Origin of the sequence: Lysinibacillus sp. S1, from assembly GCF_044986265.1 — a bacterium.
Taxonomy (GTDB): domain Bacteria; phylum Bacillota; class Bacilli; order Bacillales_A; family Planococcaceae; genus Lysinibacillus; species Lysinibacillus capsici.
Window position 1 is genome coordinate 3,178,332 of the sequence record NZ_CP173154.1, and the last position, 20,627, is coordinate 3,198,958.

General features: G+C 35.6%; 19 protein-coding genes. 12 read left to right on the plus strand and 7 right to left on the minus strand.

Annotation, left to right across the window (positions count from 1 at the left end; translation table 11 throughout):
* Positions 1-5: 5 nt before the first annotated feature.
* From ACHZEU_RS15825 to zupT, 6 genes are all read left to right on the plus strand, one after another.
* On the plus strand, positions 6-2,294 hold the full coding sequence (locus ACHZEU_RS15825; RefSeq protein ID WP_404803558.1) for a sensor histidine kinase: 2,289 nt from the start codon (positions 6-8) through the stop codon (positions 2,292-2,294).
* Positions 2,278-2,889 (plus strand): response regulator transcription factor, encoded by a 612-nt coding sequence (locus ACHZEU_RS15830; protein WP_225341057.1) that lies wholly within the window; start codon positions 2,278-2,280, stop codon positions 2,887-2,889. The genes ACHZEU_RS15825 and ACHZEU_RS15830 overlap by 17 nt, the downstream gene beginning before the upstream one ends.
* Before the next feature lie 422 nt (positions 2,890-3,311).
* Complete coding sequence (locus ACHZEU_RS15835) at positions 3,312-4,211, plus strand: hypothetical protein (RefSeq protein WP_054549610.1); 900 nt, start codon at positions 3,312-3,314, stop codon at positions 4,209-4,211.
* Positions 4,212-4,250: 39 nt separating this feature from the next.
* Complete coding sequence (locus tag ACHZEU_RS15840) at positions 4,251-4,382, plus strand: hypothetical protein (protein ID WP_255349868.1); 132 nt, start codon at positions 4,251-4,253, stop codon at positions 4,380-4,382.
* 85 nt (positions 4,383-4,467) lie between these two features.
* Complete coding sequence (locus tag ACHZEU_RS15845; RefSeq protein WP_048394216.1) at positions 4,468-5,076, plus strand: phosphatase PAP2 family protein; 609 nt, start codon at positions 4,468-4,470, stop codon at positions 5,074-5,076.
* Positions 5,077-5,233: 157 nt separating this feature from the next.
* Positions 5,234-6,043 (plus strand): zinc transporter ZupT, encoded by an 810-nt coding sequence (gene zupT, locus ACHZEU_RS15850; protein WP_016992734.1) that lies wholly within the window; start codon positions 5,234-5,236, stop codon positions 6,041-6,043.
* Positions 6,044-6,098: 55 nt separating this feature from the next.
* Here the strand turns inward: zupT and ACHZEU_RS15855 are convergent, their stop codons facing one another.
* The 3 genes from ACHZEU_RS15855 to thrC form a co-directional block, all read right to left on the minus strand.
* Positions 6,099-6,785: an MtnX-like HAD-IB family phosphatase gene (locus tag ACHZEU_RS15855; RefSeq protein ID WP_048394218.1), complete on the minus strand. Its 687-nt coding sequence runs from the start codon at positions 6,783-6,785 to the stop codon at positions 6,099-6,101.
* A 99-nt stretch (positions 6,786-6,884) separates the two neighbouring features.
* On the minus strand, positions 6,885-7,799 hold the full coding sequence (thrB, locus tag ACHZEU_RS15860; protein ID WP_048394220.1) for a homoserine kinase: 915 nt from the start codon (positions 7,797-7,799) through the stop codon (positions 6,885-6,887).
* On the minus strand, positions 7,796-8,848 hold the full coding sequence (gene thrC, locus ACHZEU_RS15865) for a threonine synthase (protein ID WP_004231969.1): 1,053 nt from the start codon (positions 8,846-8,848) through the stop codon (positions 7,796-7,798). Before thrC ends, thrB begins: the two co-directional genes overlap by 4 nt.
* Positions 8,849-9,052: 204 nt before the next feature.
* Here thrC and ACHZEU_RS15870 point away from each other — a divergent pair, with 204 nt between their 5' ends.
* Together ACHZEU_RS15870 and ACHZEU_RS15875 are read left to right on the plus strand one after the other, a co-directional pair.
* Positions 9,053-10,282, plus strand: a complete 1,230-nt coding sequence (locus ACHZEU_RS15870) for an MFS transporter (protein ID WP_048394221.1) — start codon at positions 9,053-9,055, stop codon at positions 10,280-10,282.
* Positions 10,283-10,598: 316 nt separating this feature from the next.
* A complete protein-coding gene (locus tag ACHZEU_RS15875; RefSeq protein ID WP_048394223.1) occupies positions 10,599-11,465 on the plus strand; it encodes a MurR/RpiR family transcriptional regulator in 867 nt (288 codons plus the stop codon).
* A gap of 109 nt (positions 11,466-11,574) precedes the next feature.
* Here the strand turns inward: ACHZEU_RS15875 and ACHZEU_RS15880 are convergent, their stop codons facing one another.
* Complete coding sequence (locus ACHZEU_RS15880; protein ID WP_231595689.1) at positions 11,575-12,405, minus strand: GNAT family N-acetyltransferase; 831 nt, start codon at positions 12,403-12,405, stop codon at positions 11,575-11,577.
* Positions 12,406-12,830: 425 nt separating this feature from the next.
* Between ACHZEU_RS15880 and ACHZEU_RS15885 the strand changes: the two genes are divergently transcribed.
* Positions 12,831-13,757 carry a manganese-dependent inorganic pyrophosphatase gene (locus ACHZEU_RS15885; RefSeq protein WP_048394225.1) on the plus strand — a complete coding sequence of 309 codons (927 nt, stop codon included), beginning with the start codon at positions 12,831-12,833 and terminating at the stop codon, positions 13,755-13,757.
* Positions 13,758-13,798: 41 nt separating this feature from the next.
* On the opposite strand, the gene ACHZEU_RS15890 is transcribed toward ACHZEU_RS15885, so the two are convergent.
* Entirely contained in the window at positions 13,799-15,178 is a 1,380-nt protein-coding gene (locus tag ACHZEU_RS15890) for an FAD-dependent oxidoreductase (protein ID WP_048394228.1), read from the minus strand.
* A 125-nt stretch (positions 15,179-15,303) separates the two neighbouring features.
* Between ACHZEU_RS15890 and ACHZEU_RS15895 the strand changes: the two genes are divergently transcribed.
* The 3 genes from ACHZEU_RS15895 (at position 15,304) to ACHZEU_RS15905 (ending at position 19,480) form a co-directional block, all read left to right on the plus strand.
* On the plus strand, positions 15,304-16,011 hold the full coding sequence (locus ACHZEU_RS15895; RefSeq protein WP_048394230.1) for a DsbA family protein: 708 nt from the start codon (positions 15,304-15,306) through the stop codon (positions 16,009-16,011).
* A 178-nt stretch (positions 16,012-16,189) separates the two neighbouring features.
* Positions 16,190-16,816, plus strand: coding sequence for an FMN-dependent NADH-azoreductase (locus tag ACHZEU_RS15900; protein WP_048394231.1), 627 nt, complete (start codon positions 16,190-16,192; stop codon positions 16,814-16,816).
* A gap of 303 nt (positions 16,817-17,119) precedes the next feature.
* A complete protein-coding gene (locus ACHZEU_RS15905; protein WP_048394232.1) occupies positions 17,120-19,480 on the plus strand; it encodes a bifunctional 2',3'-cyclic-nucleotide 2'-phosphodiesterase/3'-nucleotidase in 2,361 nt (786 codons plus the stop codon).
* Positions 19,481-19,511: 31 nt separating this feature from the next.
* On the opposite strand, the gene ACHZEU_RS15910 is transcribed toward ACHZEU_RS15905, so the two are convergent.
* Entirely contained in the window at positions 19,512-19,877 is a 366-nt protein-coding gene (locus tag ACHZEU_RS15910; RefSeq protein ID WP_048394234.1) for a DUF2500 domain-containing protein, read from the minus strand.
* Positions 19,878-19,911: 34 nt separating this feature from the next.
* On the minus strand, positions 19,912-20,439 hold the full coding sequence (locus ACHZEU_RS15915; RefSeq protein ID WP_048394236.1) for a YceI family protein: 528 nt from the start codon (positions 20,437-20,439) through the stop codon (positions 19,912-19,914).
* Between the last annotated feature and the right edge of the window lie 188 nt (positions 20,440-20,627).

Sequence of the window (20,627 nt, forward strand, 5' to 3'; positions counted from 1 at the left end):
GAAAGTTGCGAAGTAAGTTGTTTTGGCCCGCTATAATTCTCTATTTAATTATTGGTTTTTATTTAAATTATGTGAATTATAGCGAGCCTTATATACAGATTGGGGTAGAAGAAGAGAATGACAAATGGGTCATTTCTCAACTTTATTATAAAGACTGGGCAGAGGGTCAAAATATTTCTGTTGGTGATGCAATTTTAACTGTAGATCATGAACCCATCAATGAATTAAATCAACTGAGATATAAATCTAAAATTTTATCTGCTAATGAAATAACAATACTGAAGCCCGATGGAGATCTAATCAATATACATATTAAGCATTTGGATATCCCTCAACAATTTATCTATGTATTAATCATTCCAGCTTGTTATTATTTATTAACATTATTTATAGCGTTTTATTTACATTTCAAACAAAGGAATACAAAATTAGCTGACTTACTAATTCTTTTTATGTTAACGGTTTCTTTGGCCTATGTAAGTAGTGGTGTCTCTGGTAGAATGGATACGATTGGCATTATCGTAAATCGAAGTAGTATGCTGTTATGTTTAGTTATACTGTTACATTTTTTGAGAAATTATTATTCATTTGTGAAAACAAATTGGGTGTTTACAAATAATATCAAGCTCTTTTATATACTTCCTTTCATAGCTTTTGTATTAGGATGTATGGGTACTATTTATCCTGCTTCAAATGATATTCTTTCCAATGTTATATTGGCTATTTTCTTTATTCTCCTAGTGATCHTTCTTAGTATTTTATTAATAAGCTATTTTAAGTACAGCTCACCTCAGTTGAAGATTTTATTAAATAGTATATTAATTCCGTTTCTACCATTTCTTTTTTTATATGCACTCCCTAAAATTTTTTTTCATACGTATATACTTTCATCTGAGATAAGCTCATTATTTTTATTGCTTATACCCTTTAGCTTTATTTTTACGCAATTAGCAGAGAGATTATTTGATATTGAGTACCATATTACAAGATTACGTTATTATGTTATATTCTCTTTAATCTTTACTGTATGGTTTACAGTGGGACTATATTTTATTGCAGGGCGTTATTTAACCATGACGGTTATGTCAGGGGTATCTTTCTTTACATTTTCTTCATTAGTCATACTTTTTTACGTAAAAGAGAAGGTCGATTATCGCAAGCGGAAAATATTATTTTCCACAAAGGGTGACTATATTCATCAGCTATATACAGCCGTAGATAAAATTGGGAAAACAATTAAAATTGACGAACTTTTAGAAAAATTTGCTTATGAGGTTTCCATGCATCTGGAGTTAGAGGATGTTTTTGTCTTAACATATAACTATGACAAAAATGAATTCATACCAATAGCTGGTGAAAGTATTACGATAGATCCTGACATAATGGAAGATATCAGATTAGGTGAAATACGCAAAATTGACAAAGTTTATATAGCATTCCTCCATCAGGATGCACATTTTAAAAGAGCTTTAGTGCTAGGGCATAATAATACGATTCATTTAAAAGATGAGGAGCTTTTATGGCTTGAACTGCTCTTATTATATGTAAATAATTTTATTGAAAATACCAAGATGGTGGAAGAACTGCTAGAGGAACTAAAGCATATGAAGCAAGCTGATGATGGTCAGTTACCATGGCTGAATAAGCTATTATGGCTAAGATTTGAAGAAGAAAAATACCAGTTAGCTCAAGAGTTACATGACACCAATTTACAGGAGCAACTTCATATAGCCCGCGAGGTGGATGTCCTAGTAAATGCAAAAAATACAACGGATATTCAAGAAAAGCTTGCGAAAATTCATAAACAAATGGTTGCATCCTTACATGAATTACGTACTTATTGTGAAAACCTAAAACCACCGTTATTAGATACATTAGGTTTAAATGCAGCTTTGGAAAAATTGATTCGGAAAGTTCAAGAAAGAGCTAACTTCGTGCTTATTTACACCATTGACCGTCTTTATTTAGAGGATGAGCGTATGAATTTAATGATTTATCGTTTATTCCAAGAGTTACTTAATAATGCGTTGAAGCATTCTTATGCAGCATCAGTTGAAATTCATTTAAAAGAAATGAACGATGGTTTCGAAATCATTTATAAAGATGATGGTGTAGGCTGTAATGTAGAGGACATTATAGTAGCCGAATCAATGGGCATTCAAGGCATGCAGGAGCGTGTAAAAGCGTTTAACGGACAATTTACTATTGACTCGAATATCAATGAAGGGATGTTTATAAGAATCATGGTGAAAGAAGGGAGTGAAACACTTGATTACGATGCTCATAGTGGATGATCACCCTATAGTGTTAGAGGGAACTAAAAATTTATTTCAAGAGAATGAAGATATTATCATCGATACGGAAAGTGATGCAACTTGTGTCATTCAAAGGATAAAGAATAAACCGTACGATATCTATCTAATAGATATCAATATGCCATTAGAAAATGGAATTAACCTAGCCCGTAATATCAAGGCTATTCAGTCAAATGCTTCAGTTATTCTTTACACAGGTGATGATATTACAGATTATTATCCACTCATTTTAGAAAGAAAAATAGAAGGCATTTTAGCTAAAACAGCTTCGAAAGAGCAAATATTAAGAACAGTAAGGGCAATTGCAAACGGTGAAATTGTTTTACCTAAAAATTTCTTAGATTTTCTGGATGATAAATTTAAACTGCAAGGTGCTAAAGATATTCACTTAAATGAAAAGGAAAAGAAAATTCTAAGACTCATTGCAGAGGGCCATACAAATAAAGCTATCGCTATTGAATTAAATATTCCTCAACGTACAACGGAAAGATATTTAACTCAACTCTTTTCTTTGTTAAATGTAGATTCACGAACAGAAGCTGTAAATCTTGCAGAGAGAATGAATTTACTCTAAACTATTTCTATGTTATACTGTTGGTATATTTTTCAATTAATAGGGGGCATTATGGGAATTAAATATCCTATATATTTCCTTAGTAAAATAAAACCATATCCCTATACTAAATTACCTATAAAATATGATAGACACCGCCAAAAAAGTGGCGGTGTTTTTTTATAACCGCCAAATCACGCCAAAAATCTGTCTGAATCACGCCAGAAAATTGGCGTAAACCCGAAGTTGAAATAACGGTATAACTACTGGTACGCTTAAATTAACAGTGGTTAAGTAGATTTGCTTTAGTGAGTAATATATAAATCATTTTATTAAATAAGCAGCCTGACTATCTATGAATAAAGTAGCGTTAGTAGATTGTAGAATGTTACTAGCTAGTCAATATACTTCACCATAAAACTTTATAAAGGTAGGCGTGTATTGTGAAAGTAGAACTTGAAAATTTGTTTTCCATAGATGAAACTAGTCAAGATCAAGTTATTAACGTTTATAATCGTCATGGTATTGCTATTGGTGCGCCTGAATTGAGAAAAAGAAACTTAAAAACTAAATTTAATCCTATTTTTACATTAAATGAAGATGTAACATACGAGCAGGTAACAGCTTTATATGAGTCATTAGAGCGTGAATTTGGAATCGTTTCAATCGGAGAACGTTTTTATTTTGAATTTTCAGATTTAGAGTATGAACGAGCACCATTATTTACTTTAAATTCAACAGGTAATTCACCAGAAATGTTCTTAGAAGATAAGGGGACACTATTTTCTTTGAGTACACATTGTAAGTGTTGTGGGCTCATGGATAAAGAGCAGTTATCACCAATAGTTATCGATACTACGCAGATGAAAGATCGTCATTTAGTGCATGTAAATGGTTATTGGGTAGCTTCTGAGGAACTAGTATCATTAATGAAAAGAGAAAAACTAGAAGGCTATGAGCTTTTAGAGGTGATCCATCAAGGTCCGGAAGAAGGCAAACAGCCAGCTTTTCAAATTATTCCTATACAAATGCTTCCTGAGTGTAGTAAGGACAGGGTTAAATTATACTTTGCAACTGAGCAACCTCCGTGCAGTTGTGGTTTAAATGGTGTCATTAATGGTCCTGATATTTATCATCATGAAGATTTGGAAAACTTAAAAGGGGATGTTTTCTACTCAGCCGAGTGTAGTCATGATGGAAGATATCTATATAGAAAGACTTTGTTTAGTAAAAGATTTAGAGAAACTATTATAAAATATGGTATTTCACGTGAGGTTAGAGGAGAAAAGGATGCAAACTTTGGTCCAAAAGATTGGCTTTTTGATCCAGTGCTAATTAAGTAGTCAAATGTGGACTAGTAAAAGAATAAGGGAGTGTTTAGGATGTTTAGAAGAATACTACCTATAGTAGCCATTTTATTCATTGTTGCATTGGCCGTTTCCAATTACTTTAACAAACCAGAAGAAGAATCAGTCACTATTTATCAAGAGGTCAATGGTGTATACCTTTCTTAAAATGAAGGCCTATATTTCATTCAGAAAAGATTTATTTGTGTTATGATGTGAAGGACATAGCATGAATGTTTTTTGAGGTGAAAAAATGAAAAAATGGGCATATCCATTAGCAGTTTTAACGTTAATTGTCTTTATTGTATTAAGAGCCACTTATCAAAGCCAGCTGATGAATACATTTGATGCAAAGATGGCAGAGCTTTTTTTTGGTAATCGATTTATTGAGATTTTTCATTATATAGGTGAGCCTAAATTTGTTGTTGCTGTTGCAGTAGTTTTAATGGTGTATTTAGCTTGGAAGGAAAAAAATTATCGAGGTATGCTATTTGTTGTCCTAACTTTTGCGGCAGGCAATGTTCTGAACCAATTACTAAAAAAATGGGAGCAGCGTCCACGACCTGAAATTGAGGATCAACTGACATCCTTTAGTTTTCCATCTGGACATTCGATGACTGGTATACTTTATTTATTTACACTTGCTTATATCTTAGCGGAGAATAGTAGTAAAGGACGTAAAATCCTTCTGTGGCTTGGGGCAACAATTTTAATGGTGCTTATTGGTTTATCACGTATTGCAGGAGCTCGACATTTTGCTACAGATGTACTTGCTGGTTGGAGCATCGGCTATACTTGGTTTATCATCTGTGTCATTTGGTACGAACGTCGTAAACGTTTATTTCAATCTAATCATAAATAAAAAGACAGGCAGTATCTATTTCTATGATAGATACTGCTTTTTTACATTTTACCGAGACATTGTAAAGAATGATATTTGCCTCATAAAAAAGAATTGCGTATAGGAAACTTCTACGTTAAGATGAGTACAATAAGAAAAAGAGCAAAGGAAGAAGGGTATGGACGGAAATGTTTTACTGGCATTAGGATTAACTCTGTTTGCTGGACTTGCAACAGGTGTAGGTAGTTTAATAGCGTTTTTTACATCAAGAACAAATACAAAATTTTTATCATTAGCATTGGGGTTTTCAGCAGGGGTGATGATTTATGTATCCCTTGTAGAAATATTTGTGAAAGCTAAAGATGCTTTAACCAATGCATTAGGTACAACTAATGGCTATTGGATGACAATCCTTGGATTTTTCGGTGGGATGTTGTTTATTGCCTTAATTGATAAATTCATTCCGAAGGCAACTAATCCTCATGAAGTAAAGCTGGTAGAGGATGTTAATGCCATCAAACCACAGGTTAATGAAGAACATTTGATGAAGATGGGCGTTTTTACAGCCCTGGCGATTGGTATTCATAATTTTCCTGAGGGGATCGCTACATTTATGTCAGCTATTAATGATCCGAATGTAGGAATTGCTATTGCCATTGCAGTTGCTATTCATAATATTCCAGAAGGCATTGCTGTATCTGTTCCTATTTTCTTTGCAACAGGTAATCGAAGGAAAGCCTTTAAATTATCCTTTTTATCAGGATTGGCAGAACCTGTAGGTGCATTAGTAGCTTTTTTGCTCCTTATGCCCTTTTTAACAGATGTCATGTTTGGAATCGTTTTCGCTGGGGTTGCAGGGATAATGGTCTTTATTTCACTAGATGAATTGCTACCAGCTGCACAAAGATATGATGAAACACATTTGTCGATGTATGGTCTAGTAGGGGGAATGGCAGTCATGGCCATTAGCTTAGTATTATTAGCATAAGTAAGTAGGAAAAGGGAGACATCTTTGTAAAAGTGGCTCCTTTTTCTTTTTTCTATTAGCGTGTAACAACAGCTTCTTTTGACTCCACTAGCTCTTGTACTATTTTTAGACAATCATGAAATGTGGTAAAAGGTCTATATGGAACATGAAGCTCTTCACAGCGTTGGATAAGATGATCTCTAGCTAAAACAATATCTGCTAGTTTAGCTGCCTCAAAATCTGATAGAGAATCACCAATTACAATTTTATAATGATCCTCCTTGGCAACCTTCCGCATCACGCTTGGTTTACAGCAGCCGCATCCTTGTGTGTTGTATTTAGCGCATTCCTCATCGCAGCTATTTGGGTAGATCAATTCTATTTGTTTACCAGAGAAATCTGCTCTATTACAGTAAATGCCTGAAAAAGGACCAAATTTTTCAACTAAAGGCTCGATGAAAAAATCAACTCCGCCACTTACAATATAAAATGGAATATCGTTGTTTTGAGCATAGCGGGCAAAATCACCAAATCCCTCACGTATGACTGCCGACTCCATCAGGTATTGAATGACTTCATCTTTTTGATGAGTAGAAAGTAGGTGAAACATTGCTGATAGCCCATCTTTAAATGAAATGGTTTGTTCCATCATCGCTTGAGCAATTTTCTCAGATTCTTCTGGTACAAATTCAGTCATAAGTGAAAAGATGTTATCTGTTTCTGTTATCGTGCCATCGAAATCACAGAATATAATGGGTTTCAAAATAATTCCTCCTTAGGAAAGCGCGTATAAAAAGTTTAATTCTATACTTCTATAATATTAGTTTTATCCAATCTTGCTTTCAAGAAAAAACGCCTACTATTAAAGTAGACGTTTCACACATTCATTGACTTGTACACCATGTTCATCAGCATTTGTTAAAATAATTTGATGCTCTGGGAATTGCTTTTTCATTAATTCAACGAAGTCAGAGGCAATAGCAGAAGGAATAATAGAAATCATTGTTGGTCCAGCGCCACTTAGAGCAGTACCGTATGCACCGTTCGATTTTGCAGCCATACGAATTTCTTCATAAGCAGGAATTAGCTTTGCACGAAACGGTTCATGAAATAAATCTTCCTCCATATAACGCCCAGCACGTTCAAAATCTCGCGTCATTAAAGAAGCGGCTAACATATTTGCATTTGCTGAGGCATGAACAGCATAGGAACGGTTAAATTGCTCTGGTAAAACAGAACGGGATTCGCTTGTTTTTAATTCAACATCTGGTACATATACCACAAAGGAGGCATCGATATCATTGATGTGGAATGTATCGACTATGCCATTGTTATCCATCGAAGAAATCGTTAATCCTCCTAAAACTGAAGCAGTTGCGTTATCTGGATGTCCTTCAATTTGTGAAGATAGATTGAGTTTATCTTGAATTGTTAATTCCAGCTCACAGACTTGGTTAGCAAGCTCAATACCTGCAACAATAACTGCTGCACTGCTGCCAAGTCCACGTGCCAATGGAAGTTCACTAGCCATCTCCACACGACAAGCGGGTAGCTGTTGACCATATAGATCTGCAGTTTTTTTAGCAATGACGTATAGTAAGTGTTCTTCAAGCTCAAACTCTTTAGGACCATTATCATCAAGATGAATAATTTCCCATTGTTCTTGCAAGGTAACAGAAAGCTGTAAGTAAAGAGACAAGCCAAGTCCTATTGAATCAAAGCCTGGACCTAAGTTGGCTGTGCTTCCAGGAACTGAGATTTGCCACATTTTACTCATAGTACACCCTCAATATATGCACGAATTTCTTCTTCATCGTTTTTAAGGGATACGACCTCTACAGTGGATACATTCATGGCTGTATCAGGATCTTTTAGGCCATTCCCTGTAAAGATTGTTACAACTTTGGCGCCTTGAGGGATTTTTCCATTTGCAACAGATTTCATAACACCTGCTAAAGAAGCAGCAGAGCCAGGCTCAACAAAAATGCCTTCTGTACTTGCAATTAATTTGTAGGCTGCTACAATTTCTTCATCTGTAACAGAATCAATGATACCACCAGATTCATCTCGAGCAGCTTCTGCCAATGTCCAGCTCGCAGGATTTCCAATACGAATGGCAGTTGCTACAGTCTCAGGATTAGCAATTGGCTCACCTTTAACGATTGCTGCAGCACCTTCAGCTTCAAAGCCATACATTTTTGGTAGACCACAATTTTTTGCAGCGTGATATTCTTTAAACCCTTTCCAATATGCAGTAATATTACCTGCGTTCCCAACTGGAATACACAAATAATCAGGTGCTGAACCTAAGGCATCTACGATTTCAAACGAAGCCGTTTTTTGACCTTCGATACGGTATGGGTTTACAGAGTTAACAAGTGCAACTGGTGTCGTTTCACTTACTTGACGAACGATATTGAGTGCATCATCAAAGTTTCCATCAATTTCAATGATCTTTGCCCCATACATTGTTGCCTGTGCTAGCTTTCCAAGAGCAACTTTACCTTTTGGAATAACAACGATTGATTGGATGCCTGCACGAGTTGCATAGGCAGCCGCAGCAGCGGAAGTGTTTCCTGTAGAAGCGCAAATAACGCATTGACTTCCATCCTCGATAGCTTTTGCAACAGCAAATACCATTCCTCGGTCTTTAAATGAGCCAGTTGGATTTGCACCCTCAATTTTTCCGTAAAGCTCAATGCCTAGTTTCTTAGATAAGTTCACTAAATGTATAAGAGGCGTATTGCCTTCGTTTAAAGTTAAAGCAGGTGTATTTTCAGTTACGGGTAAAAATTGTTTATATTCTTCAATAAGGCCTTTCCACATAACGTAACGATCTCCTTTTGTTCTTATAGAAAGAACAGTTGTTTTTGTATAAAAGACATTTTAACGCAAATAGCACTATTATTTCAATACCATTTCATTAATTGTCGAAACAATTCGGTAATTTGAATAGTACTTGTCACTTTCTTGAAACAACTGTATAGTAATCTTGTAATGTAAAGTCATGTGTAAAGACAGGTGGTTAGAATGACAATAAATACAGTAGTAACAAAGAAACCTCAGCAATCCATTTCCAGAAATAAGTTATTGGGTGTAGCGGGGGTTGGGTGGCTCTTCGATGCAATGGACGTTGGTATATTATCCTTTGTCATTGCAGCATTGGCCGCTGAGTGGGGACTATCACCAAGTCAATCTGGTTGGATTGGTAGTATAAATTCTATCGGGATGGCTGTAGGAGCTCTGTTTTTTGGTGTGTTTGCTGATAAAGTAGGTCGCAAGCAAATATTTATGTGGACACTTGTCCTTTTTTCTATTGCAAGTGGTTTATCCGCTTTTACAACAACATTAACTGCATTTTTAATTTTACGGTTTTTAGTAGGGATGGGGCTAGGAGGAGAATTGCCTGTAGCTTCAACACTTGTATCTGAAAGTGTGGCTGCCAAAGAAAGAGGTCGTGTGGTTGTATTACTTGAAAGCTTTTGGGCAGCAGGTTGGTTAATAGCGGCACTTATTTCGTATTTTGTTATTCCCACATGGGGATGGCGAGTAGCCCTTATACTAACAGCACTTCCAGCGTTTTATGCTATTTATCTTCGTTGGCATTTGCCAGATTCACCTCAATTTACGGTGAAGGAAGAAGCGAAAAAACGGAGCATTGGTCAAAATATGAAAGAGGTTTGGTCAAAAAAGTATGCTCGTTCTACATTTATGCTGTGGCTATTATGGTTTACGGTTGTATTTTCGTATTATGGCATGTTTTTATGGTTGCCAAGTGTGATGGTAGGGAAGGGCTTTGACATGATTACAAGCTTTAAATATGTTTTGGTCATGACTTTAGCTCAATTACCAGGTTACTTTACAGCCGCTTGGTTTATAGAAAAGTTTGGGCGTAAATTTGTCCTTGTTTCCTATCTAATTGGTACTGCAGCGAGTGCTTATATTTTTGGAAATGCAGATACTTTAGCCGTATTGCTAACTTCAGGGATGCTTTTATCTTTCTTTAACTTGGGGGCTTGGGGAGCATTATATGCTTATACACCCGAACAATATCCATCGGTTATACGTGGAACAGGTGCAGGTATGGCAGCAGCGGTTGGACGAATTGGTGGTATTTTTGGGCCGTTGCTCGTTGGGTTTTTATTAACGGCAGGCTATGATATAGGTTTTATCTTTGCCATTTTCTGTGGAGCGATTATTATCGGTGTTGTAGGGGTCATCTTCCTTGGTAAGGAAACGAAGCAGCTTGAATTAGAATAGTATGAAATAGAATGTCCTGGATCAAAGAATTGATCTAGGACATTTTTGTCTGATTTCGCTTAAATAATACATAAAAATGAGCTTTTATTAATTTTTATTCGATTTTACTGATTTATTTGTTAAAATGACAAATCAATATAAAATGGTTAAAGAGTAAATCAAATTGTTTTATTAGCAGGTTAATGCGATGAAGATTTTTCAGAAAAGTCATTGTATTCAAATTGTAATCGTGATACTGTATTTTTAATCGAATTTTGAGTCAGTAGGAAACAATCTCCCGTTCGTGATAAGGTCATTGAAAGAAAGGTTGTTAGGAATGAGTATTCATGAAGATATAAAGAAAAGGTTTGTAAGGCTGTCAAAGGGCCAGCGTAAAGTAGCACAATTTGTAATGGATAATCCCACAACAGTGATTGCTAATGGAGCAGCAGAGGTTGGCAGATTGGCTAATGTAAGTGAATCAACCGTGATTCGATTTTGTTATGCTATGGATTTGTCAGGGTATGTAGAACTACAAGAGGAAGTTAGAGGCTTTATTATGTCTCAAGATGTAGGTGCAAATCTACAGCCTACATATACTGCTAAGAAGCTGACTAATTCTAGCTTTGGTAAGGTGATGCAACGAGATAGCCAAAATATTCAAGAAACAATTCATTTGATTAACGATCAGCAGATCCAAAAATGCTCAAAATGGATGCATGAAGCAGACAATATATATATTCTAGGTACTCGTCACAATGCAACTGTTGCAAATTGGCTATCTAATACATTGAAAACACTTCGTGCTAATATTAAGCAGCTTCGTTTAGACTCAGATGATTTAGTGAATCAAATAAACAGTATGGGCGAACATACGACTTTAATTGTACTATCTTTTGATAAACAGATTGTGGATATTAAAACGATTGTTGAAATTGCAAAGGTAAAGAAAGTGAAAATTATTGCCATTACAGGTTCTGCATTTTCGCCTATTCGAGAATATGCCAGTGCATTATTTACCCTCGGTACCAAGAATCATTCTTCTCTAGACATTGCCCCAGTCTTGATTTCATTTTTGCATGCGTTGATAGAGGAAATGATAAGCCAGGATAAAGACCACTATGATAAATATCAGCAATTGTATGAGCAAGTAGAAAGTAATGTATTATTCTTAGATGCTATTAGAGAAAAGCAGGTATTTTAATGTAACTACGTATAGATAGTTGTTGAAACACACTATCTATGCGTATTTTTTTGAAATTTTCTATATAAAAAGATGTCCAAATAGTATTTAGACATCTAGGAAAAGTGAATTATAGAATTTTACTCAAGCTATATTCATTAATATAAGTATCATTTAATTTAATGGCATTTTTTCGAATGCCCTCCTGATGAAATCCTAGCTTTGTAAAGAGGTGTAAAGCTACATTGTTATGCTCCATAACAGATAACTCTAAACGGGAAATATCATGTTGTTTAGACCAACTTTCAACAGCTTTCATCAGTGCGGAGCCAATACCTTTTTGTTGATACTCTTCTTTCACAGCTAAACGAATAGAGGCAACATGTCTAGCTTTAGATTGTTTATATCCATGAATAACCGCATAACCCGCAAAAATTCCGTTTAGTACACAAAGTAGTATAGTACGGTTTTTTAATTGCTTCCAATAGGTTAAATTTTTACGAAGTTGTTGGACAGTGAGATCTAGCTCGTTTTGAACATTATACATGAAGTCAGTTTCTTGAAAAATCTCCTCTTGTAAATGAATGAATGATCTAGCATCAGATGCTTCAATTCCTCGTATTATGTATGCAGATGAATTCTCCTCACTATTAGAAGTGTTGTTTTCGGTAGACTTCATTTGCGTACGTGAGAAAGATACACTAGAACCTAGTTTAACATCAATGACATAATAGCCTGCATTTGTCCATGATAAATAATGTGAGAGAGGGGGCTTAGTTTTTTTCCACCAGCTTTTATTTAAGTAGGCAGCGTTCGGTAATGCTTGTCCCATAATGTTTTCTAATTCACCAAAGGATAAAGTAATTTCTTGTTGTAAAGCTACATCAAAATAGTTAGCTAAAGGAATGTACTTTTTTTCTATCTTCTTCGTCATCGTAATCCCCATTTCCTGAATATCCAAAAATATAGACTACCTGATGATAGCATAAAATTATGATGACTTAAATATGAAAACCCAACTAAATATCTATATAAACTAATTATTTTATAAAAAAGAGGCATTTTTACTATTGAATGTTAAAAATAGGTTGGTAAAAATAGAGAATTTTATAGAAGTAATTAGACCTATTAAAAGTATACTCGGCGGGGTCAGATAGTTGTAATATAGAGGTCTTATTTGAAAAGTATGTATTTAGAGCGCTATCATTATATTTGCATAATACAGGTTAACCGCAATTAAGCCTGTATGTTATTTCGAGAGTGAAGGTCAATGGCAAATACGCTGAGGCGAAAATGTTCCAAAGTTTCACTTTATCACTTGTCAGGCTATAAGGTATGATAAAATAAAATATAAATGTAAGTGCCATTTTAGGAGGAATTAATTCAATGAGTAAAGTATTAGTTTTTGGACATAAAAACCCAGATACAGACACAATCACGTCTGCAATTGTATATGCCTATTTAAAACAGCAAATTGGTGAAGAAGCTGAGGCGGTACGTCTTGGAGATGTTAATAATGAAACTCAATTTGCATTAGATAAATTTGGCTTTGTAGCGCCTCGTTTAATCTCTTCTGTAGTTGGTGAAGCGGACAAAGTTATTCTAGTAGACCACAATGAATTCCAACAATCGGCTGACGGTATTGAGGAAGTGCAAATTGCAGAGGTAATTGATCACCACCGCATCGCCAACTTCCAAACAGCTGATCCACTATATTATCGTGCAGAACCAGTAGGCTGTACGGCTACTATTCTTAAGAAAATTTTTAGCGAAAACGGTTTAGACATACCTGCGAACATTGCTGGTTTAATGTTATCTGCAATTGTTTCAGATACATTATTATTCAAATCACCGACTTGCACAGAGCAAGATGTAAAAGCTGGTGAAGAGCTAGCAAAAATTGCTGGTGTGGAAATTGCAGAGTATGGCTTAGCAATGCTAAAAGCAGGTGCTGATTTATCTGATAAATCATTAGAAGATTTATTATCATTAGATGCAAAAGAGTTCCAATTTGGTGAGTACAAATCTGTTGTAGCTCAAGTTAATGCAGTTGATGTTAATGATGTTCTTAATCGTCAAGAGGAGTTAGAAATCCTACTCAATAAAAATGTTGCAGAAAATGGCTTAGATCTATTCTTCTTCGTTGTGACTGACATTTTAAATAATGATTCAACAGCTGTTGCAATAGGGCAAGTAGCAGAAGCAGCAGCAAAAGGATTCGGTGCTGATCTTATCAATAACCGTGTTGTATTACCAGGTGTTGTTTCTCGTAAGAAACAAATTGTACCAGTATTAACAGAAGCTCTAAAATAAAAAATAAAAAAGAGGTTGTCTATTTAGACAGCCTCTTTTTTTTAATCAAGTTTTAATGGCTGTACAGCAGGGCCTTCAAGCACCTCACCCTTAGCGTTAAAACGAGAACCATGGCAAGGACAATCCCATGTTTCATCAGCTTCATTCCATTTTGTTTTGCAGCCTAAATGAGTACAGGTTGGAGCAGTGGCATTCCTCATATACCCAGCTATATATTCCTTGGCAACAAAGCCTCCTACTTTCAGCATTTGCATGAATTGGGCACCGAATTTAGTACGTGATGGTGAATAAAGAGCGATAGCACCTTCTTCAATCTTTGAGCCTGTTAAAAGAGACGATAAGATATCACCTGCGACAAAGGAATTGGAGATACCCCATTTTCTATAGCCAGTGGCAATTAATACGTTAGGTAAGGAGTTTGTAATTCTCCCAACATAAGGGACAATATCAGGTGTTTCTATATCCTGGGCTGACCATCGATAAAGTGGCTGTTGTTCAAAATGCTCCTTCATTTCACTGGAAATGGCCTCATAATATGGCTCAGTATGAACGGTCTCGCCAGCGATATGATTCGCCCCTCCTAAGACTAAATAATTTTCCTGATTGATCGTGGCAGTCCGTATTGAACGGGAAGGAAAATCAACTGATAAATATTGACCTTGCATAGTCTCAGAGGTTTTACTTGCAACCATATAGGAGCGACTATTGGATAATTTAAAAAGTTTAAGTCCTTTAAATGCTTCAATGGGATAATGCGAACATAAAATAAGTTTATTATATTGAACCGACATATTTTTTTCGGTATATAAGTTATTCTGTGGTATGTTTAATTGCTGAACACGGGTATTTGCATAAAGTTTTGCGCCCATCTTCTGCGCCTCTTTCGCAAGAAAATTACTTACTTCAACAGGATTTATTTGTGCTTGTTGTGTCATACATAAAGCTTTTGTAATAGGGAATGGGAGCTCTGTGTCAGAGGTAAGGTTAGACTTAATGTTTAAAACCTTATAGGCATTCCATTCTTTTAATAATTGTGCATAGCCTTCTTTTGTTTGACAGTATAACAGTGAATCCACCGAACGAACCCTGTCTGGTGGGAGTATTTGTCTAGCTTTATCAATGGCTTGTTGATTCAGTTGATAATAAAGCTGTGCCTCTTCCAAAGATAATTTTTCTAAAAGATTTGCATAGACAATGCTATGTTGGGCTGTTAATTTTCCTGTTGAATGCCCTGTCGTACCGTGACCAAAATGGGTATTTGCTTCGAGAAGAACTACATCCACACCTGCTTTTGCTAAAGTATAGGCAGTATATAAACCAGTTAAGCCACCACCGATTATACATACATCGCATGTTGTTGAGGAAGTAAGAGAAGATAAAGAGACAGACTCAGTTGTAGCAAGCCAAAGAGATTGTGTCATATAGAAACCTCACATTGTTTTTGTATTCAGTATGTAGAAGAACTTGAAAATTTATGCAGTGAGGCATTAAAATTGCCTTGTGATTTCAACTATCGCTACAATGTAGCAAAAGGAGTGAGTATGAAATGAAAATTGAAATTTGGTCTGACTATGTATGCCCATTTTGTTATATTGGTAAAAAACAATTAGAGAAAGCGATTGAGGATACTGGCTATTCGGGGCAGGTGGAGCTTGTCTATAAAAGCTACCAACTAGATCCAACTACTCCAATAGATTCGCATAGTACTGTCTATGAATCATTGGCAAAGAAATATGGAATGTCCTTAGAGAAGGCAAAGGAAATGACAGTGGGTGTAACAGAGCGTGCGAAAGAAGTAGGGCTAAACTACGATTTTAGCAATTTGATGGAAGAGAATACGCTAAAAGCACATCGGCTTGTAAAATGGGCTGAACAACAGGGAGATGTTACAGCTCTAGTGGAGTCACTTTTACACAGTCATTTTATTGAAGGAAAGCGTATCGGTCAAGATGATGTTTTATTAGAGATAGCTGAGAAAGTGGGCCTAGAGCGTGAAGAAGTTGCAAAGGTTCTTGCTGATGATGTTTATAAAAATGAGGTAGAAGCGGATATTCAAGAAGGTCTCCAGCTTGGTGTACGAGGGGTACCGTTCTTTGTCTTAAACCGTAAATATGGTATTTCAGGTGCACAACCGCAGGAGGTATTTGAGGATACATTGCGTAAAGTTGCTGAAGAAGAGGGCTTACAACCATCGCTAAAGATGGCTGGCACAGGTGATGCGGGTATTTGTACTGACGATAACTGTCAATTTTAGCTTACTAGAGAGAGGAGTAAGGCTTTCAACTCCTCTTGTTAGAATGGATGAAAGATAGAATATTTCAGTCAAAAGTCTGAGGCAAGTAGCATTGACATTTTAGATGAAATTTTTTAAGATAAACACATATCTTGAATTCGAGATATTAGATTTTGAAATTTAAGGGAGATTTTATATAATGAACGTTTTAGTAGTAAAAGCTAACAACCGTCCAGACGGTATTTCAACAAAAATGTATGATACTTTCATGGAAAATGTACAAGGTGCCAACGTAACAACTTTTGACGTATTTGCAGAAGATATGCCTTATTTTGGCCAAGATCTTTTCAATGCTTTTGGTAAAGTACAAAATGGTGGAGAGTTAACAGACATTGAATCACGTCTATTAGCTGCAAAACAAAAAGCAATGGATGCATTAACTGCTGCTGATTTAGTTGTATTTGCATTCCCACTATGGAACTTAACAATTCCAGCACCTTTACAAACATTTATTGACTATGTATACCAAGCAGGATTCACATTCAAATATGGCGAAAATGGTCAATTAATTAGCTTAATGACTGACAAAAAAGCGATTATTTTAAATGCTCGTGGTGGCTACTATTCATCACCTGAAGCTCAACCAATGGAAATGTCAGTAAACTACATTAAAAACGTAGTAGGTGGCGTATTCGGGATGGAAGTTATTGAAGAAGTGATTATTGAAGGTCACAATGCTTCACCAGATAAAGCGCAAGAAATTATTGCAAATGGCCTAGAAGAAGTGAAAAAGGTTGCTCAATCACTACAAACTGTGAATGCATAAAAATTATTTTTTATTAAAAGTCCTCTCAATTTTGGGAGGACTTTTTTTATTTTGTCAACAGATGTATGGTGTGGTATGGAGGTCGGACATATTGACAGTAACTAATTATTTTGAATTTACATTTACTAACATCCTATTTAATAGAAAAATAAAGAATGGTAGAAATCTGTGATTTGGAGGGAAAGTAATTAACCATTCTTTTAAAAATACATATAATTAGGACTATATATTCAGTAAAAATTAGAATGGTTTTAATATAATAGAATTTGTAGGAAAATACTAGATTATTAAGGAGGTTGTTGTATGAATAAGAAATTAATAACTAATTTCTTGGCGACGTTACTAGTCCTTTTCGCGTTTATACCATTTGGAATTTCTGCTGATGCTGCTTCCAATGATGTAACACGCGCAGATTATGTAAAAGAATTAGTAGAAAATTTAGATGTAGAGATGGGTGACGGCTCTTCGCTTGCCTTTAACGATGTCTCTAAGGATTTAGCACCTTATGTAGAAAAAGCTGTTCAATTAAAACTTATTAAAGGGAAAACAGCAACGATATTTGGCCCAGATGACAAATTAACACGTCAGCAAGCATTTGTTATCTCTGCTCGTGGACTTGTTAGTGAAAACGCTTCCCTCAAAGTTTTAGAGCAATTTAAGGATGCAGATCAAATTGCAACGGCATATAAACAAGATTTAGCGAATGCTGTTGCAGCAAACATTTTACAAGCATTTGAGGATAATACTATTCGTCCTCGTGACTATGTGACAAAGGAACAGATGGAGAGTATTGTGGAGCGCTTTGTAGCAGAATACAAAGCACCTTCAACTGGCGTATCAGTTGATCTTCAGATTTTAGGGACAACAGATATTCATACCAATTTAGCTAATTACAATTACTATTTAGATGCTCCATCATCAGAGCTTGGGTTAGCTAATACAGCAACACTAATTGAGCAAGCAAGAGCTAAAAATCCAAACACATTACTATTTGATAATGGTGATTTAATTCAAGGCACACCACTTGGCTCATATAAAGCATTAGAAAGTGTTTTAAAGCCAGGTGAAGTTCATCCAGCTATTGCTGCACTTAATGCATTGAAATACGATGGTGGAACTTTAGGGAATCATGAATTTAACTATGGTCTAGACTTTTTAGATGAAGTATTAAACGATGCAAAGTATCCAGTCGTAAATGCTAATACCTATGATGCAAAAACAAAAGAGCGTATGTTTACACCTTATGTCATTCTTGATAAAGAAGTGGTAGATAGTTCAGGCAAAAAACATACACTTAAAGTTGGTGTAACAGGGATTGTTCCAACGAAAATTGTTGAATGGGATGCCATTCATTTAGCAGGTAAAGTTGAAATGCAAGAGCCAGTTGAAGCTGTGAAAGAGGTAGTACCAGAAATGCAAAAGGCTGGAGCAGACGTGATTGTCGTTCTGTCACATTCAGGTATCGGTGAAGATACTTATGTGAAGGGTGCTGAAAATGTTGGTTACCAATTAGCAGAAATTGATGGTATTGATGCGTTAATTACAGGACACTCTCATTTAACATTCCCTGGTGACTATAAGGATTTGAAAGATGTTGACCAAGAAAAGGGTACAATTCATGGTGTTCCTACTGTTATGGCAGGTAGCTATGGTAGTCATCTTGGTGTAATTGATTTAAAACTAGAACAACAAGGATCTGAGTGGGTAGTGGTAGATGGTAAAGGTTCATTGCAATCGATCAAGCAAGAAGGTTTACAACCATCCACAACGGTTTTAGAGGCTATTAAAGAGGCACATGATGGCACATTAACGTATATCCGTCAGCCTGTTGGAGAAACAACTGCACCAATCCATAGTTATTTTTCAATGGTGCAAGATGATCCATCCATTCAAATCGTAACACAAGCTCAAAAATGGTTTATCGAACAAGAGCTAAAGGGTACGGCTGATGAAAAGACACCAATTCTTTCAGCAGGAGCACCTTTCAAAGCAGGATCACGTAATAATCCATTAGATTATACAAATATTCCTGTAGGACCGCTTGCTATTAAAAATATGGCCGACATTTATCATTATGACAATACTGTTGCTACGATTAAAGTGACAGGCGCACAAGCAATCGAGTGGTTAGAGATGGCTGCTGGTATTTTCGCAACAATTGATCCGACTAAAACAGAAGAGCAAAATATTATCGATGCAGAAGCACGTTCTTATAACTTTGATGTGTTAGATGGCTTAACATATCAAATTGATGTCACATCGCCAGCAAAATATGACCGCCGCGGTAATCTTACTGATGAAAAGGCAAATCGTATTAAGAATGTACAATATAATGGTAAACCAATCGATTTAAAACAAGAATTCATCATCATTACAAACAATTATCGTGTTGGTGGATCATATGGGGCGACATTTAAAAATGCAGAAGGCTCTAACATAACTAACTATGCTTATGAAAATCGACAAGCTGTTGTAGATTATATTATGGCGAATAAAACAATTAACCCAGCTGCGGATAATAACTGGTCATTTGTACCGTTCCCAGCCAATACAAAGGTTATCTACCTATCTGCAAAAGATGCACAAAAGTTCATACCAGCAGGTAGTGGTATTGAATATTTAGAAGATACAGAAGCTGGATTTGCTAAATATTTAATTAAATAAAAGAATAGGAAAAGGAGAGTAACGATAATCGCTACTCTCCTTTTTTATGTCTGTTGAATGAATGATACCGTGTACCTTGATAGGTTAAAATGCCAAGATCACCTTCTACAAGCTGACCATAATCGTAGCCATTCATCTTTAGTTCATGCCGTTCTCCGCTTTGCTCTTCAAACGTAACGTAGTAGGACGTAGATGCCCCAGAATTGTTAGATCCCCCACGTATATTCGTACGCTTTGTCACAACCTTAGCGGGTACCGTTAATATTGGTGAACGGTTGTTTTTAGACCAAGTGATAATACCGTTTACAATCATAAAGGCTATGCTCCCAAAAACAATAAAGAAGATGATGGTAATAAAAGCAGAGCCAAATAAAAAATCATTATCAAACCAAAACATAAATTCCTCCCTTTCTTTAAGGTAGAAACAATACTTAAAGAGGATTTAATTCAAGATCTACTATCACGTCTATTTCATCGCTAATCAATACACCACCTGTTTCTAAAAAGGTATTGTAGACTAGATTAAAATCACGACGATCAATTTGGGCTTTAGCTTGGAAGCCAAAAACTTCTTGTGCCCATGGATTCACACCTTTTCCTGTATATACTGTTGTAAATACGATAGGTCTTGTTATGTTTTTGATGGTTAAATCACCATGAATAGCAAAATTTTTATCATCAAGTTTATCAATATATGTAGAGGTAAATACTATTTTTGGATAGACGTCTGCATCAAAAAAGTCAGGAGACACAAGGTGGACATCACGATCATGATTCTTGGTGGAGACACTAGCCACTGTAATCGTGATAGAAATGTTTGCATCCTGCATTTGTTCGATATTGGATGTAACTATTTCACCGCTGTACGATTCAAACGTACCATGAATACGAGAAATCATCATATGTCTTACGGAAAACCCGATCGTTGAATGACTGAAATCAATAGCATATTTTTTCATTTGAAAACCTCCTAAAACAGCATTCTACAACGAATGATAAAGTAAACAAATCGCATATTCAATGAGTTTTTTATAAATGTGGAAGTATTTCCCTCTATAAAAGTGTAATCTGTGAACATGAAACAGAACATATTTAAAATCGAATAGGCATATTATTGGAAATATGTGCATTTTATTAAGATAGCGTT

What these genes read in the sequence shown, in the direction of transcription:
- ACHZEU_RS15830 (WP_225341057.1), top strand. Translation starts at nt 2,278, where the DNA reads ATGCTCATAGTGGATGATCACCCTATAGTGTTAGAGGGAACTAAAAAT.
- ACHZEU_RS15840 (WP_255349868.1), top strand. Translation starts at nt 4,251, where the DNA reads ATGTTTAGAAGAATACTACCTATAGTAGCCATTTTATTCATTGTTGCA.
- ACHZEU_RS15845 (WP_048394216.1), top strand. Translation starts at nt 4,468, where the DNA reads ATGAAAAAATGGGCATATCCATTAGCAGTTTTAACGTTAATTGTCTTT.
- zupT (WP_016992734.1), top strand. Translation starts at nt 5,234, where the DNA reads ATGGACGGAAATGTTTTACTGGCATTAGGATTAACTCTGTTTGCTGGA.
- thrB (WP_048394220.1), bottom strand. Translation starts at nt 7,799, where the DNA reads ATGAGTAAAATGTGGCAAATCTCAGTTCCTGGAAGCACAGCCAACTTA.
- thrC (WP_004231969.1), bottom strand. Translation starts at nt 8,848, where the DNA reads ATGTGGAAAGGCCTTATTGAAGAATATAAACAATTTTTACCCGTAACT.
- ACHZEU_RS15870 (WP_048394221.1), top strand. Translation starts at nt 9,053, where the DNA reads ATGACAATAAATACAGTAGTAACAAAGAAACCTCAGCAATCCATTTCC.
- ACHZEU_RS15875 (WP_048394223.1), top strand. Translation starts at nt 10,599, where the DNA reads ATGAGTATTCATGAAGATATAAAGAAAAGGTTTGTAAGGCTGTCAAAG.
- ACHZEU_RS15885 (WP_048394225.1), top strand. Translation starts at nt 12,831, where the DNA reads ATGAGTAAAGTATTAGTTTTTGGACATAAAAACCCAGATACAGACACA.
- ACHZEU_RS15890 (WP_048394228.1), bottom strand. Translation starts at nt 15,178, where the DNA reads ATGACACAATCTCTTTGGCTTGCTACAACTGAGTCTGTCTCTTTATCT.
- ACHZEU_RS15895 (WP_048394230.1), top strand. Translation starts at nt 15,304, where the DNA reads ATGAAAATTGAAATTTGGTCTGACTATGTATGCCCATTTTGTTATATT.
- ACHZEU_RS15900 (WP_048394231.1), top strand. Translation starts at nt 16,190, where the DNA reads ATGAACGTTTTAGTAGTAAAAGCTAACAACCGTCCAGACGGTATTTCA.
- ACHZEU_RS15905 (WP_048394232.1), top strand. Translation starts at nt 17,120, where the DNA reads ATGAATAAGAAATTAATAACTAATTTCTTGGCGACGTTACTAGTCCTT.
- ACHZEU_RS15910 (WP_048394234.1), bottom strand. Translation starts at nt 19,877, where the DNA reads ATGTTTTGGTTTGATAATGATTTTTTATTTGGCTCTGCTTTTATTACC.
- ACHZEU_RS15915 (WP_048394236.1), bottom strand. Translation starts at nt 20,439, where the DNA reads ATGAAAAAATATGCTATTGATTTCAGTCATTCAACGATCGGGTTTTCC.